Below are 13376 nucleotides of genomic sequence, written 5' to 3' on the forward strand. Positions count from 1 at the left end.
CCGTGGCGGAATCCTCGGCCGGGCAACTGCGGGAGCTGTACCGGGAGCTGATCCTGGACCATGCCCGGCGCCCGCGTCACTTCGGGCGGCCGGAGCACTACACGCACGAAGCGGAAGGGGTGAATCCGCTGTGCGGCGACAAGTTGCATCTCTACGTCCGCGTCGAGGACGGCGAGGTGCGAGACGCTGCGTTCGAAGGCAGCGGCTGCGCCATTTCGATGGCTTCGGCATCGCTGCTGACCGAGACGGTGGCCGGTCAGTCCGAGGCCGAGGCGCTGGACGCCGCGGACGGTATCCAGGCGATGCTCCGGGGCGAGGACGCGGGCGCGGCGCTGGGCAAGCTGGAGGCGCTGGCCGGGGTGCGGGATTTCCCGTCCCGGGTAAAATGCGCGAGCCTGGCCTGGCATGCACTGCGCGCGGCACTGACCAGACACGAAGGAAAGGTGAGCACTGAATCATGATGTTCGGGCACAACAGCGAACCGGTTACCCTCACCCGCGACGTGCGGGCGGTGATCATCCCCATGGGCGAAGAAGTGACGCTGCGCGAAGGCGCCACGGCCCACATCACCCAGGCGCTCGGCGGCAGTTTCACGATCTTTCTGGAAGGTAACCTGTTCCGTATCGCCGGCGCCGACGCCGATGCGCTGGGCAAGGAGCCGGTGCCGCCGCCGGAGGTGCCCGAGGATGCCACTGACGAGGAACTGGAGGCCGTGATCTGGTCCCAGCTGAAGACCTGTTACGACCCGGAGATTCCGGTGAACATCGCGGATCTGGGGCTCATCTACCGCTGTCAGATCAGCAGCCTCGGCAAGGGCGAGCGCCGGGTGGACATCGACATGACGCTGACGGCGCCCGGCTGCGGGATGGGCGACATCCTGGTCGAGGACGTGCGCGAGAAGGTATCGGTCATCCCGACGGTGGCCGACGTGCGGGTGGAACTGGTGTTCGATCCGCCGTGGAATCAGTCGATGATGAGCGACGAGGCGCGGCTGCAGACGGGCATGATGTGACCGAGCAGCGCGGCCATCCCTCCCAGCCGCCGGAGGACCGGGAGAAGACGCTGACGCTGTTGCGCCACGCAAAGTCGAGCTGGAAGGACGACTCCGTCTCCGACTTCGACCGACCGCTGAACGGGCGGGGCCGCGGGGATGCGCCGGATATGGGGCGTCGCCTGCAGGCGGCCGGCGTCCGTCCCTCGCTGATCGTCAGCAGCCCCGCCAAAAGGGCATGGGCTACTGCGAAAGCGGTTGCGAGGGTCATCGGCTACCCGCGCGAATTCCTGCAGCGGGATGCCGACCTTTACCTGGCCAGCGCGGGCACCCTGGTTGAGGTGATCGGCCGCCAGGACGGCAGCTTCAATCACCTTCTGATCTGCGCCCATAACCCGGGGCTCACCGACCTCGTGAACAGGCTGCTGCCGGGCCTCACCGATAACCTGGTCACGGCCGGCTTCGTCACCCTGGGCGCCGAGGCGAAGGACTGGCGGGAGTTCTTCACCGCAGAGCTCAGCCTGGTCGCCTACGACTACCCCAAAAGAATCCACGACCGCACCGATTAGGTGCCGGACCGAACTTTTCCAACTTTCTGAACTTATTCGGAGCGGGCTCGTTCGCGAGGTTTCGCTGCGCTCCCGATAACTGAAATAAGTTGCGAAAGTTCGGTCCGGCACCTAATCCGCAGCGAGGGAAAGCAGGGTTGCGTTGCCGCCTACCGCCGCGGTGTTGTTGCTGAGGCTGCGTTCGGTGGCGAAGCGCAGCAGGTAATGCGGTCCGCCGGCCTTCGGGCCGGTTCCCGACAAGCCCTGACCGCCGAAGGGCTGAGCGCCCACGACGGCACCGATCATGTTTCTGTTCACGTACACATTCCCCACCCGCGCCCAGGCGGCGATGTCCCGCGCTCGCCGGTCGATGCGGCTGTGCACGCCCATGGTCAGGCCGTAACCCGTGGCGTTGATCGCCTCGACGGTCTTGCGCAGGTCCCGCGCGCGATAGCGGTAGATATGCACCACGGGCCCGAAGACCTCGCGGCCCAGCTGGTCGATACTCTCGATCTCGATGGCCGTCGGCGCCACGAACGTGCCGCCGCCCGTGCCCTCGCCGAGCCGCGTACGGTGCACCAGAGACGACCTCGCCCCGAGCTCGGCCACGTGGCGCTCGAGCATCTCCTGCGCTCCGGCATCGATGACCGGGCCCACGTCGGTGCTCAGCAGCCCCGGATCACCCACGCTGAGCTCGTCCATGTGGCCGGTCAGCAGCTCGATCACCCGGGGCGCTATGTCCCGCTGCACGCACAGGATGCGCAGCGCAGAACAACGCTGGCCGGCGCTGTTGTACCCGGAATACACCGCGTCCTTCACCACCTGCTCGGGCAAGGCCGAACTGTCGACCAGCATCGCGTTCTGCCCGCCGGTCTCGGCGATGAACGCCGCGATGGGCCCCGGCCGCTCGGCCAGCGCGCGATTGATCAGTCGCGCCGTCTCCGTGGAACCGGTGAAGGCCACCCCGGCCACACGCGGGTCGGCCACGGCCGCCGCGCCCACCTCTCCGCCCTCGCCGGGCAGGAAGTTCAATACCTCGCCCGGCACGCCGGCCCGGTGCAGGATATCCACCGCCCGGGCCGCGATCAGCGAGGTCTGCTCTGCCGGCTTCGCGAGCACCGTATTGCCGGCGGCGAGCGCCGCCGCCACCTGGCCGGTGAAGATCGCCAGCGGGAAGTTCCACGGGCTGATGCAGACGAATACGCCCCTGCCGTGCAGCCGGAGTTCGTTGCGTTCGCCGGTCGGCCCCGCCATCGGCAGCGGCGCCCCGAACAGCGCCTGCGCACGCGCCGCGTAATAGCGCAGGAAGTCCACCGCCTCGCGGACCTCTCCGAGCGAGTCCCCGATGCTCTTGCCGGCTTCGGCCACGCACAGCGCCATCAGGGCAGGCGCCTCCTCCTCGTAGAGATCCGCGGCACGACGCAGTATGTTCGCGCGCGTTGCCGCATCGGTCCCATTCCAGTCGTACCAGGCCTCCGACGCGGCCCCGAGAGCCCGGTCCACCGCGGCGCCGTCCGCGTACTCCACCACGCCGACCACGTCGCCCGTACGCGCCGGATTGCGCGACTCCACCGGCCGTCCGGACAGCGCCCGGCCGGCCACCCGCGGGCGCGCGTGGTGACTGCCATCCAGCGCCTTTTGCATCCGCTCCAGCCAGTCGCCCAGCAAGGCCCGGTCCGCGAGGTTCAGCCCGCGGGAATTCCGCCGCTCCTCCCCGTAGATGGCGGCCGGCAGCGGGATGCGCGGATGGGGATAAGACTCCAGACGCCGCACCGTCTCGACCGGATCCGCCACGATCTCCTCCATCGGCGCTTCCTCGTCCACGATGCGGTTGACGAAGGAGGTATTGGCGCCGTTCTCGAGCAGGCGGCGCACCAGGTACGGCAGCAGGTCCTCGTGGCTGCCCACCGGCGCGTACACGCGGCAGGGCCGGTCGTAGCGCTCCGGGTCGACGACCTGTTCGTACAGCTCCTCGCCCATGCCGTGCAGCCTCTGGAACTCGTAGTCCCGCCGCTGCCCCGCCAGGTGCAGGATGCTCGCCAGCGTATGCGCGTTGTGGGTGGCGAACTGGGGATAGAGCCGCTCGCCGGCATCCAGCAGCTCGCGCGCGCAGGCGAGAAACGAGACGTCGGTGTTGGCCTTGCGCGTAAACACGGGATAGCCCGCGAGCCCCTGCTCCTGGGCGCGCTTTATCTCCGTGTCCCAGTACGCCCCTTTCACCAGGCGCACCGGGATGCGCCGGCCGGTGCGTCCGGCCAGCTCCGCCAGCCAGCGGATCACCGGCAGCGCCCGCTTCTGGTACGCCTGCACGGCGAGACCCAGGCCGCCATAGCCTGCCGCGGAGGTACTCCCGGCGACCGCCTCGAACACCTCCAGCGAGATCTCCAGCCGGTCCGCCTCCTCCGCATCCACCGTCAACGGTATCCCCGCGTCGCGGGCCATCTCCGTCAGCCGGGCCAGACGCGGGACCAGTTCGTGCAGCAGCCGGGCCCGATGCGTGAACTCGTAGCGCGGATGCAGGGCGGAGAGTTTCACCGAGACGCCCGGAGCCGCGATGACATCGTCGCCGGCCGCGCCGCCGATCGCCTCGATGGCGCCTGCGTAGGCCCGGAAGTAGCGCTCGGCGTCCTCCGCCGTGAGCGCCGCCTCGCCGAGCATGTCGTAGGAATAGCGGTAGCGCCGGTTGCCGCGCTCGCCGGCCCGCTCCAGTGCCTCGCCGATATCCCGGCCCATGACGAACTGATGACCCATGATCTTCATGGCCTGGCGCATCGCCTGACGCACCACGGGCTCGCCGGCCTTGCCGGTCAGCTTGCCGAGGAACTTCGCCGGGTTGCGGATGGTGGCCTCGTCGAGCCGCATGAGCCGGCCGGTCAGCATCAGCCCCCAGGTGGAAGCGTTGACGAACAACGACTCGCTGCTGCCGAGGTGCTCCTCCCAGCGGCCCGACGTCAGCTTGTCGGCGATGAGCCGGTCGGCCGTATCCGCATCGGGGATGCGCAACAACGCCTCGGCGATGCACATCAGCACGACGCCTTCCTGGGACGACAGGTCGTACTTGTGCAGGAATGCGTCCAGCCCGCCGTGACTGCGCTCCGTCTTCCGCACCCGGGCGACGAGCTCGACCGCCGTCTCGCGCACCCGCTCGCGCAGCGCCTGTCCGGCGTCGGCACGCTCGAGCAGCTCGGCCACCACCTTCGACTCGTCGGTGAGGTAACGCTCGTTGATGGCCCGGTCCAGCGGCGGCGCCGCGGCCGACTGATCCGGAAGACGCCGGCCGGCGCCCGTTGCGGTTTCCCTGTTCAAGATAGAGCCCTTCGATCGTGCGCGGCCTTCGTCCCGGCGAGCGGCCGGTTCAGGCCTTGCGATTCAGTCGGCGCAGTTCGCGCCGCGTGTGCTTGTCCGGCCGGCCGTCCGTGCGCGGCATGGCGCGACGGTCCTGGCGCAGCGTCTCGATCAGCGCTTCGCGCTCCCGCCGGCTCCCCTCTTCCTCATGGTAGCAGGCCTCGGCTTCCCGGGCGGGACCCCGGCGCGGGGGCAGCGTCAGCACAGTGAGCCGCCAGGTCAGCCGGTCCCGGGTGATCTCCAGCCGATCGCCGACACGGACCATGCGGGATGCCTTCACCCGCTCCCCGTTGACGTGCACGTGCCCGCCCGCGACGGCTTTCGCGGCGAGCCCCCGGGTCTTGAAGAACCGGGTATGCCAGAGCCATTTGTCGATGCGCAATGCGTCCTCGCCCATGCCCGCATTGTCGCGCCTCGCCGGCCCATACTCCAGAGGCCGTACTGACCACGGCTGATATACTCCGGGTCAGCGCAAGCAAGGAGTATGGCCGTGAAAGAAGCGTTTCTGGCATCGCTGTCCGAAGCGACCGAGGAGCTGAAGGAAAAGGGCCTGTACAAGGAGGAACGGGTCATCGCCGGGCCCCAGCAGGCCGAGATCGACGTGCGCGAGGACGGCGACACGCGCCACGTCATCAATTTCTGCGCCAACAACTACCTGGGGCTGGCGAACCATCCGCAGATCGTCGCCGCGGCCCGCCGCGCCATCGACGAGCACGGCTACGGCATGGCGTCGGTGCGCTTCATCTGCGGGACCCAGACGGTGCACAAGGAGCTGGAGGGCCGTATCAGCGATTTCCTGGGTACCGAGGACACGATCCTCTACCCGTCCTGTTTCGACGCCAACGGCGGCCTGTTCGAGACCCTGCTGGGGCCGGAGGACGCCGTCATCAGCGACGAGCTGAATCACGCCAGCATCATCGACGGCGTCCGTCTGTGCAAGGCGCAGCGCTACCGTTACCGGCACGACGACATGGCGGACCTGGAGGAGCAGCTGCGAGCCGCGAAGGACGCGCGCGTGCGCCTGATCGCCACCGACGGCGTGTTCTCCATGGACGGCACCATCGCGGATCTGCAGCGCATCTGCGATCTCGCCGATCAATACCAGGCGCTGGTGATGATCGACGACTGCCACGCCACCGGTTTCCTCGGCCGCGAGGGCCGCGGCACCCACGAGTACCGCGACGTGATGGGCCGGGTGGACATCATCACCAGCACGCTGGGCAAGGCCCTGGGCGGCGCCTCCGGCGGCTTCACGGCCGGGCGCAGGGAGATCGTGGCCTGGCTGCGGCAGCGCTCACGCCCCTATCTCTTCTCGAACACCCTGGCGCCGGTCATCGCGGCCGCCTCCATCGAGGTGGTGAATCTGCTCGAGTCCGACAGCGGGCTGCGCGAGAAGCTCGCCGCGAACGCGGAGTATTTCCGCAGCCGCATGGAGGCGCTCGGCTTCGACCTGCTGCCGGGCGAGCACCCCATCATCCCCGTGATGCTGGGCGACGCGCGCCTGGCCGGGCAGATGGCCGACCGGTTGCTGGAGCACGGTATCTACGTGATCGGCTTCTCCTATCCGGTGGTGCCCCACGGCAAGGCGCGCATCCGCACGCAGATGTCCGCCGGACACGACCGGGAACACCTCGACCGGGCCATCGACGCGTTCGCGGCCGTGGGCCGGGAACTCGGCGTCATCAGCTGACAGCGGAGGCCTCATGAAAGCACTGGTGAAGAAACTGGCCGAACCCGGCATCTGGCTCGAAGACATCCCGGAGCCCGAGGTCGGCCACAACGACGTCCTGATCGAGGTATCCAGGACCGCGATCTGCGGCACGGATATCCACATCTACCAATGGGACGACTGGGCGAAGAAAACCATCCCGGTGCCCATGGCCGTAGGACACGAATTCTGCGGCCGCATCGTCGAGGTGGGCAGCGAGGTGCGCGGCCTGGAACCGGGCGACCGGGTCTCCGCCGAAGGCCACATCACCTGCGGCGTGTGCCGCAACTGCCGTGCCGGCCGGCGTCACCTGTGCATCAACACCGTGGGGGTGGGCGTGAACCGCCCCGGCGCCTTCGCCGAGTACATCTCGGTACCCGCCTTCAACGTCTTCAAGCTGCCCGAGGCCATCACGGACGACATGGCGGCCATCCTCGACCCGCTGGGCAACGCCACCCACACCGCCCTCTCCTTCGACCTCGTGGGCGAGGACGTCATCATCACCGGCGCGGGCCCGATAGGCATCATGGCGGTAGCCATCTGCCGCTATGCGGGCGCCCGCCACGTGGTAATCACCGACGTGAACGACTATCGGCTCGACCTGGCGCGGCAGATGGGCGCCTCCATGACGCTGAACGTCACGCGGGATTCCATCGACGACGCCATGCAGGCGCTGGGCATGACCGAGGGCTTCGACGTCGGCATGGAGATGTCCGGGCAGCCTTCGGCGCTACGGGAGTTGCTGCGCGTCATGCACCACGGCGGCCGCGTGGCGCTGCTGGGCATTCCGCCCGAGGACACCGCCATCGACTGGAACCAGATCATCTTCAAGGGCCTGATGGTGAAGGGCATCTACGGCCGCGAGATGTTCGAGACCTGGTACAAGATGTCGAGCATGCTGCAGAGCGGACTCGACGTGAGGCCAATCATCACGCATCACTTCCCCCTCGCCGACTACGGCGAGGCCTTCGAGACGATGTCGTCCGGCCAGTCCGGCAAGGTCGTGCTGGACTGGCACGCCTGAGGCCCGGCCCCGCCGGCTGCCTCAGCAGGCGGGGCCGTTCCCGGACTAGCGCAGGATGTCGCAGAAGCAGTCCGCGTACGTCCCGCGGCGGTCGTTGAACCGGGCGATGCCGCGCCACGCGTCCTCCACCGCGGTCACCAGCGGCGCCAGCGGCGAGCCGCGACCGGCGAAGCCGGTCGCGGCCACCCCCGCCACCGTCGGACCGATGCGCGAGTTCAGCAGCTGCAGCAGGAACTCCTGACCCGGCGTCAGCGGCCGCTCCACGTATTTCACACCGTACTCGCCCTCCGCCAGGCCGGCACGCTCCGCCGCCGCATCGATGGCATCGTCCAGGTCGCCGAAACGGTCGATCAGCCCGAACTCCAGCGCGTCCTGGCCGGTCCAGACCCGTCCCTCGGCGATATCGCCGACCGTCTCGCGTTCCAGGCCGCGCTGCTCGGCGACACCGTCGACGAAGTCCCGATAGGTCGTATCCACCGTGATTTCGATCGTGCGCCGGAGCGTCTCGTCCAAGGCACGGTCCGGGCGCAGCGCGCCGGCCAGCGCCGTCGTACCCACTCCGTCCGTATTGATGCCCACCTTCTCCAGCGTGCGCTGGAATGTGGGGAACATGCCCACGACGCCGATGGAGCCCGTGATGGTCGTGGGGTGCGCCAGAATCTCGTCGCCCGCGGTCGATATCCAGTAGCCGGCCGAGGCAGCCACACTGCTCATGGAGACGATCACCGGCCGCTCCGTGGCCTTGAAGGCCTGGATTTCGTCGAAGATAAGCTCGGAAGCGAACGTGCTGCCGCCGCCGCTGTCGACGCGCAGCACCAGCGCCTTCACCGACTCATCCTCTATGGCCCTGCGGATCAGGTTGCTGGTGGACTCGCCGCCGATGTTGCCGGCCGGCGCATCGCCTTCCACCACCGGGCCGGCCGCGACAACCACCGCCACGTTGCTCGCACCCGTCTCGTCACCGCGCAGCAGCCGCTGGCCGTCCAGATAGGCATCCATGCCGATGGAGCGGTAACTGCGTTCCTGTCCGCCGTTGGCGCCGGCGATGCCGATCATGTGCTCGCGGAACTCGGCTCGGGTGGTTACCCGGTCGGCCAGGCCGAGCCGGACGGCCATGTCCGAGAAACGTCCGTTGCTCGCCTCCAGCTCCTCGGGCAGGTTGTCGATGCCGGCCTGCAGCCGGGCGGCGTCGAGGCCCCGGGCGGCGGACACGCCGCCGAGCCAGGCCTGCCACAGCTGGTCGAGCAGATCCCGGTTGGCCGTCTTCGCGGCCTCCGACATGTCGTTGCGGGTAAAGGGCTCGGCAAAAGACTTGTAGGTGCCTGCGGTGAAGACGTTCCAGTCGATGCCGAGCTTTTCGATGGCATCGCGGAAGTAGTTGCGGTAGATACCGTAGCCCTGCAGGAACACCACGCCCTGATCCTGCAGCCACACCTCGTCGGCGTGGGCGGCGATGTAGTAGCCCGCCTGGGTGTAGGCGTTGCCCATGGCGATCACGGGCTTGCCGGAAGCCTTGAACGTCTCGATGGCGTTCGCGACCGCCTGCAGCTTGGTCAGCCCGCCGCCCAGGAACGCGTCCAGCTCGAGCACCACCGCCGGTATGCGGTCGTCCTCCGCGGCCCACGCCAGGGCTTCCTGTACGTCACGGAGCCGGGTCTGGCCGACGCCATCGCCCATGGCCTCGGCAAGGGCGCGGTCGACCGGGTTGCCCTCGAACTCCTCCACCAGGTAGCCCTCCGGCGCGATCACCAGCGCCGCCTTGCGCGGCAGCTCGGCCACCGGCGGCGACAGGGCCGCGACCACGAGCGCGAACAGGAACAGCAGCACCAGCAGATGCAGGATCTTGCGGATGCCGTCCAGTCCGCGCCACAGGGCACGCAGGACTCTCATCAGGGCTTTTCCCAGGGCCATGCTTTTCACTCCTCGTCCGGCGCGCCTGCGCCGTAGTATCGAATCCGGTCAATGGCGCCGGCGCCGCCGGCAGGCCGCGCTCAGACGCCCGGCAGCAGCCACAGGGACAGCGCCGGCACGTAGGTGATGATGATGACCGAGATCAGCAGAATCAACAGAAACGGCAGCGTCGCCAGATAGACGCGGACGATAGGCTCCTCGAAGCGGTAACTGGCGATGAACAGATTGAGGCCTACCGGTGGCGTCAGATAGCCCAGCTGCATCGCGGCCAGGAAGATGATACCGAGATGGATCGGGTGGATGTCGTACTGCGCGGCGACAGGCAGAATCAGGGGAACCACCAGCACCAGCGCGGAGAAGATATCCAGTATGGCACCCAGGATCAGCAGGAACACGAGCAGGAGCAGCAGGAAGGTGAGCGGCCCGCTCACGAACTGCTCGACGACCGCGAGCAGCTTCTGGGGCACGCCGGCATCGATCATGATGTTGGTCGAGGCCAGCGAGACGCCGAGGATGACCAGGATACCGCCCACCAGCAGCATGGACTCGCGCATGATCCGGGGCAGCTCGCGCAGCGGGATCTCCCGCAGCATGAAGACCTCGACGAATACCACGTAGAGCGCCGTGACCGCGGCCGCCTCCGAGACGCCGATGAGTCCGGAGTAGATGCCGCCGAGCACCACGACCGGCAGCGGTATCTCCCAGGCGGACTCGCGAACGGCACCTGCCACCTCCCGCCACGAGAACTCCGACAGCGGCTGTCGCTGACGGCGGTTCACCCACAGGCTCCAGCCCGAGAGCATGATCAGCATCAGCAGGCCGGGCAGCACGCCGGCCCGGAACAGCTCGTCGATCGACTGCTGGGCGACGACGCCGTACAGGATCAGCGGCAGCGACGGCGCGAACAGCAGGCCCAGGCTGCCGGCGCTGGTGACCAGGCCCAGGTTGAAGCGCTCCGGATAGCCGGCCTGAGTCAGCGCTGGATACAGGATGGCGCCCAGCGCGATGATGGTGACGCCCGAGGCGCCCGTGAATGCCGTGAAGAACGCGCAGGCCGCCAGAGAGACGATGGCGAGCCCGCCGGGCATCCAGCCCAGCAGGGCGCGCGTGATGCGCACCAGCCGGCGTGGCGCGCCGCTCTCGCTCAGCACGAAACCCGCGAACGTGAACAACGGTATCGCCAGCAGGAACGGCATCGTGCCGACGCTGAAGAACTCGATGGCCACGGCCGAGAGATCGATATCCGCCTGGTAATAGCCCCACATGGCGCTCGCGGCGATGACCGCGAACAGGGGCGCGCCGAGCAGCGCCAGCAGGAGCAGTACGATACCGAACAGGATCATCACGGCTCCCGGTAACGCAGGCGGTTGCCGAGACGCACGGCGCTCGAGCCGGTGAACAGCAGATAGCGCCAGGCCATCAGCCCGAAGGCGATCGGCATGACGATCTGGAACCACCAGGCCGGCAGCCCGCCGACCAGCTGGTCGCCGAACTCCCATGCCGTGTAGACGAAACGGCCGGAATGCCAGGCCAGCAGGGCGCAGACCGCCGCGGTGAAGGCATTGACCACCAGTTCGGAGATCAGGCGCAGCCCGGGCGAGAGGAACCGTGACACGACGTCGATGCTGATGTGCTTGTCCGCCCGGCTGGCCGCGACCGCACCGAACAGGGCCACCCAGAGCACCATCAGCTTCAGCACCTCATCGGCCCAGATGAAGCTGAAGTCGAAGGCATTGCGGATGATGATCTGGGTGGTGGCCAGCAGGATCATGGCCGACAGCAGCACGATGAGGACCATGTCCTCCAGCAGCCGGCCTGCACGCTCCAGGCGCTCGCTCAGGCGCCCGCCGAGACGCCCGGGCGCCTCGGTCACGGGCTGTCGCCGTCCGCCTGCGCCGCCGCAGCGGCCCGGGTCCGGTACTCCGCCAGCAGCGCCTGCACCTCATCCAGCAGCTCCGGCGAAAGGTAACCCTCTTCCGCCAGGCTCCGGTTCGCGGCCATGACCGGCTCACGCCAGCGGTCGATGGCGCCGTCCACCGGCTCCACGAAGTCCACGCCGGTGTTGCCCAGCGCCGCCAGCGCCTGTTCGTTGTCGGCCTGATTGATGCGGTCGAAGTTCTCGTAGACGCGGTTCATGACTTCGTCGACGACCGCCTGATCGGCCTCGGAGAGGCGCGAGAACGCGCGCTTGTCGATGGCGAGATAGCCGAGCGTGTAGAGCAGCGGCAGCTCGGTCAGGTAGTCCACCTTGGTGTGCCACTGCAGCACCAGCACCGCCACGGGCGGCGAGGCGACGATGTCGATCAGGCCGGTCTGCAGGCCGGTCAGCACGTCGGTCACCGGCAGGGTGACCGGCGAGAGGTCCAGCGCCTCCATTGCCCGGTAGCTGATCTGGTCGCCCTCCGGCACCCAGACCTTCTTGCCCTTCAGGTCGTCCACCGAGCGTACCGGCGTGTTGGAGAGGAAACGGGCGAAGCCGCCTCCCGCGAAACCGAAGCTCACGAAGCCGGCCTCCTCGAGCCCGGCCTCGAGCTTCGGGTCGACGCGCTCGCGCACGTACTGCACCTCGGCATCGTTCTCGAACAGCAGCGGCAGGCCGTAGATGTTCAGGTCCGGATAGTACTGCTCCATGCTGTTGGCGGTGAAAACTCCGCCGTGCAGCTGGCCGATGCGGATCTTGCGCAGCACCTTCTTGTCGTCGCCCATGACGCCGCCACCATAGAGCTTGATGTTCACCCGGCCGTCGGTGCGCTCGGCGATCTCTGCGGACGCCGCCCGCATGTCCTTCATCCAGGTCGAACCCTCGGGGGCGATGGTGGCGATCTTCAGATCGACGGCGGAGGCCGGGGCGGCAACCAGCAGCAGCGCGATGAGGGCGATGAGGACGACGATTCTGGCGTTCATGGCTTGCATTCCCTGTGAGTAGCTCTTCGCTCGGAGTCCGGGCTCAGAAATACGCGTCGGCGCTCTGGAGCAGCACCTCGGCGTCGCGCTGGGCCAGCGTATTCGTGAGGGTGTAACCGGGCACCACGGGATCGGCCTCGAGCACCTCGTTCAGAAGGCGATCGTGCAGGTCCCGCTCGTAGAGCAGGCGCGCGTAGCCCCGGGCGTACTCCACCTTCACGGACAGATCCCTGCCCCCGGTGAGTTCGATGGCGCGCTCGAAATAGTTTCGCGCCAGCTCCGGTTCGCCGCCGAGAGACGGCGGACGGAGCGTCGCGAGGATGCCGAGATACGTATAGAGCTGTGCGTCGTACTCGCCGGCGTCCAGCTCGAGCAGGCGCTCCAGTACCGCCTCCATCCGGGGCAGCTCCGCCAGCGAGCTCCAGTCGTCGCTGTGCGCGCGGATGTAGGCCAGTGACGCAAGCGCATAGCTGTAGAGCGCGTCGGCGTCGCCCGGCCTCAGGCCGGCCAGGGTCTCCTCGAAGGCGTCGTAATCCTGCTCTTCCCAGGTGCAGGCAGGCCGGTATTCGATGCACAGGGAGCGCTCGCCGTAGGTGCGGGCGCGGTCGGTGAGGCGCCGGGCACGCTCCGGGTCGTCGGCGAACACCGCGCCGTAGGAGGCATAGAGCTCGGCGGCGGCCTGCAGCACGGCTGGATCATCCGGGTTGCCCTCCACCAGGCTGTCCAGCAGCAGCAGATAGGCCGGTGCTCCGTCCCGCACCGTCTCCGGATCCGTCTGGTTCAGCACGGCCGAACTCAGATTGTCGGCGAACCCGGACGCGGCAGAGGAGACCAGCGAGGCACAGCCGGTCGAGCCCAGGGCCGCCACCAGGAGGGCGACGAGGCCCGCGCGGGTCTTGTTGCAGGAGCGTTCCGTCATGTCAGCTGTGACCCCGGCCGGCAGGC

Annotated in this window: 12 protein-coding genes; 5 read left to right on the forward strand and 7 right to left on the reverse strand. The window is 68.2% G+C overall.

The window, feature by feature from the left end:
* Positions 1–2 precede the first annotated feature (2 nt).
* From sufU to ACJMKZ_RS12410, 3 genes are read left to right on the forward strand one after another with little or no spacing between them, the layout of a single operon-like run.
* The gene (gene sufU / locus ACJMKZ_RS12400) at positions 3–461 is read left to right on the forward strand and encodes a Fe-S cluster assembly sulfur transfer protein SufU (protein ID WP_405233521.1); all 459 of its coding nucleotides are present in this window, start codon (positions 3–5) and stop codon (positions 459–461) included.
* Positions 461–1012 carry a putative Fe-S cluster assembly protein SufT gene (gene sufT, locus ACJMKZ_RS12405; RefSeq protein WP_405234161.1) on the forward strand — a complete coding sequence of 184 codons (552 nt, stop codon included), beginning with the start codon at positions 461–463 and terminating at the stop codon, positions 1010–1012. Before sufU ends, sufT begins: the two co-directional genes overlap by 1 nt.
* Positions 1009–1560: a SixA phosphatase family protein gene (locus ACJMKZ_RS12410; protein ID WP_405233522.1), complete on the forward strand. Its 552-nt coding sequence runs from the start codon at positions 1009–1011 to the stop codon at positions 1558–1560. Before sufT ends, ACJMKZ_RS12410 begins: the two co-directional genes overlap by 4 nt.
* A gap of 111 nt (positions 1561–1671) precedes the next feature.
* Here the strand turns inward: ACJMKZ_RS12410 and putA are convergent, their stop codons facing one another.
* Complete coding sequence (gene putA, locus ACJMKZ_RS12415) at positions 1672–4845, reverse strand: bifunctional proline dehydrogenase/L-glutamate gamma-semialdehyde dehydrogenase PutA (RefSeq protein ID WP_405233523.1); 3174 nt, start codon at positions 4843–4845, stop codon at positions 1672–1674.
* A gap of 49 nt (positions 4846–4894) precedes the next feature.
* Positions 4895–5281: an RNA-binding S4 domain-containing protein gene (locus ACJMKZ_RS12420; RefSeq protein ID WP_405233524.1), complete on the reverse strand. Its 387-nt coding sequence runs from the start codon at positions 5279–5281 to the stop codon at positions 4895–4897.
* 93 nt (positions 5282–5374) lie between these two features.
* Between ACJMKZ_RS12420 and kbl the strand changes: the two genes are divergently transcribed.
* Both kbl and tdh read left to right on the forward strand, forming a co-directional pair.
* Positions 5375–6574 carry a glycine C-acetyltransferase gene (kbl, locus tag ACJMKZ_RS12425; protein WP_405233525.1) on the forward strand — a complete coding sequence of 400 codons (1200 nt, stop codon included), beginning with the start codon at positions 5375–5377 and terminating at the stop codon, positions 6572–6574.
* A gap of 13 nt (positions 6575–6587) precedes the next feature.
* Positions 6588–7616: an L-threonine 3-dehydrogenase gene (tdh, locus tag ACJMKZ_RS12430; RefSeq protein WP_405233526.1), complete on the forward strand. Its 1029-nt coding sequence runs from the start codon at positions 6588–6590 to the stop codon at positions 7614–7616.
* A 45-nt stretch (positions 7617–7661) separates the two neighbouring features.
* Here tdh and sppA read toward each other — a convergent pair whose 3' ends face one another.
* The 5 genes from sppA to ACJMKZ_RS12455 all read right to left on the reverse strand — a co-directional run bounded on the left by sppA (position 7662) and on the right by ACJMKZ_RS12455 (position 13350).
* The gene (gene sppA, locus ACJMKZ_RS12435) at positions 7662–9527 is read right to left on the reverse strand and encodes a signal peptide peptidase SppA (protein ID WP_405233527.1); all 1866 of its coding nucleotides are present in this window, start codon (positions 9525–9527) and stop codon (positions 7662–7664) included.
* An 80-nt stretch (positions 9528–9607) separates the two neighbouring features.
* A complete protein-coding gene (locus tag ACJMKZ_RS12440) occupies positions 9608–10870 on the reverse strand; it encodes a TRAP transporter large permease (RefSeq protein ID WP_405233528.1) in 1263 nt (420 codons plus the stop codon).
* Positions 10870–11400 carry a TRAP transporter small permease gene (locus tag ACJMKZ_RS12445; RefSeq protein ID WP_405233529.1) on the reverse strand — a complete coding sequence of 177 codons (531 nt, stop codon included), beginning with the start codon at positions 11398–11400 and terminating at the stop codon, positions 10870–10872. Before ACJMKZ_RS12445 ends, ACJMKZ_RS12440 begins: the two co-directional genes overlap by 1 nt.
* The gene (locus ACJMKZ_RS12450) at positions 11397–12431 is read right to left on the reverse strand and encodes a TRAP transporter substrate-binding protein (RefSeq protein ID WP_405233530.1); all 1035 of its coding nucleotides are present in this window, start codon (positions 12429–12431) and stop codon (positions 11397–11399) included. The genes ACJMKZ_RS12445 and ACJMKZ_RS12450 overlap by 4 nt, the downstream gene beginning before the upstream one ends.
* Before the next feature lie 43 nt (positions 12432–12474).
* Positions 12475–13350, reverse strand: a complete 876-nt coding sequence (locus ACJMKZ_RS12455; protein WP_405233531.1) for a TRAP transporter TatT component family protein — start codon at positions 13348–13350, stop codon at positions 12475–12477.
* Positions 13351–13376: the final 26 nt, after the last annotated feature.

Origin of the sequence: Lentisalinibacter salinarum, assembly GCF_040706555.1 — a bacterium.
In the GTDB taxonomy this organism is placed as follows: Bacteria; Pseudomonadota; Gammaproteobacteria; order Steroidobacterales; family Woeseiaceae; genus Lentisalinibacter; species Lentisalinibacter salinarum.

Excerpts from the sequence above, each read along its gene's own strand:
- sufT (WP_405234161.1), top strand. The coding sequence starts at position 461 with ATGTTCGGGCACAACAGCGAACCGGTTACCCTCACCCGCGACGTGCGG.
- ACJMKZ_RS12420 (WP_405233524.1), bottom strand. The coding sequence starts at position 5,281 with ATGGGCGAGGACGCATTGCGCATCGACAAATGGCTCTGGCATACCCGG.
- tdh (WP_405233526.1), top strand. The coding sequence starts at position 6,588 with ATGAAAGCACTGGTGAAGAAACTGGCCGAACCCGGCATCTGGCTCGAA.
- sppA (WP_405233527.1), bottom strand. The coding sequence starts at position 9,527 with ATGGCCCTGGGAAAAGCCCTGATGAGAGTCCTGCGTGCCCTGTGGCGC.
- ACJMKZ_RS12440 (WP_405233528.1), bottom strand. The coding sequence starts at position 10,870 with ATGATCCTGTTCGGTATCGTACTGCTCCTGCTGGCGCTGCTCGGCGCG.
- ACJMKZ_RS12450 (WP_405233530.1), bottom strand. The coding sequence starts at position 12,431 with ATGAACGCCAGAATCGTCGTCCTCATCGCCCTCATCGCGCTGCTGCTG.
- ACJMKZ_RS12455 (WP_405233531.1), bottom strand. The coding sequence starts at position 13,350 with ATGACGGAACGCTCCTGCAACAAGACCCGCGCGGGCCTCGTCGCCCTC.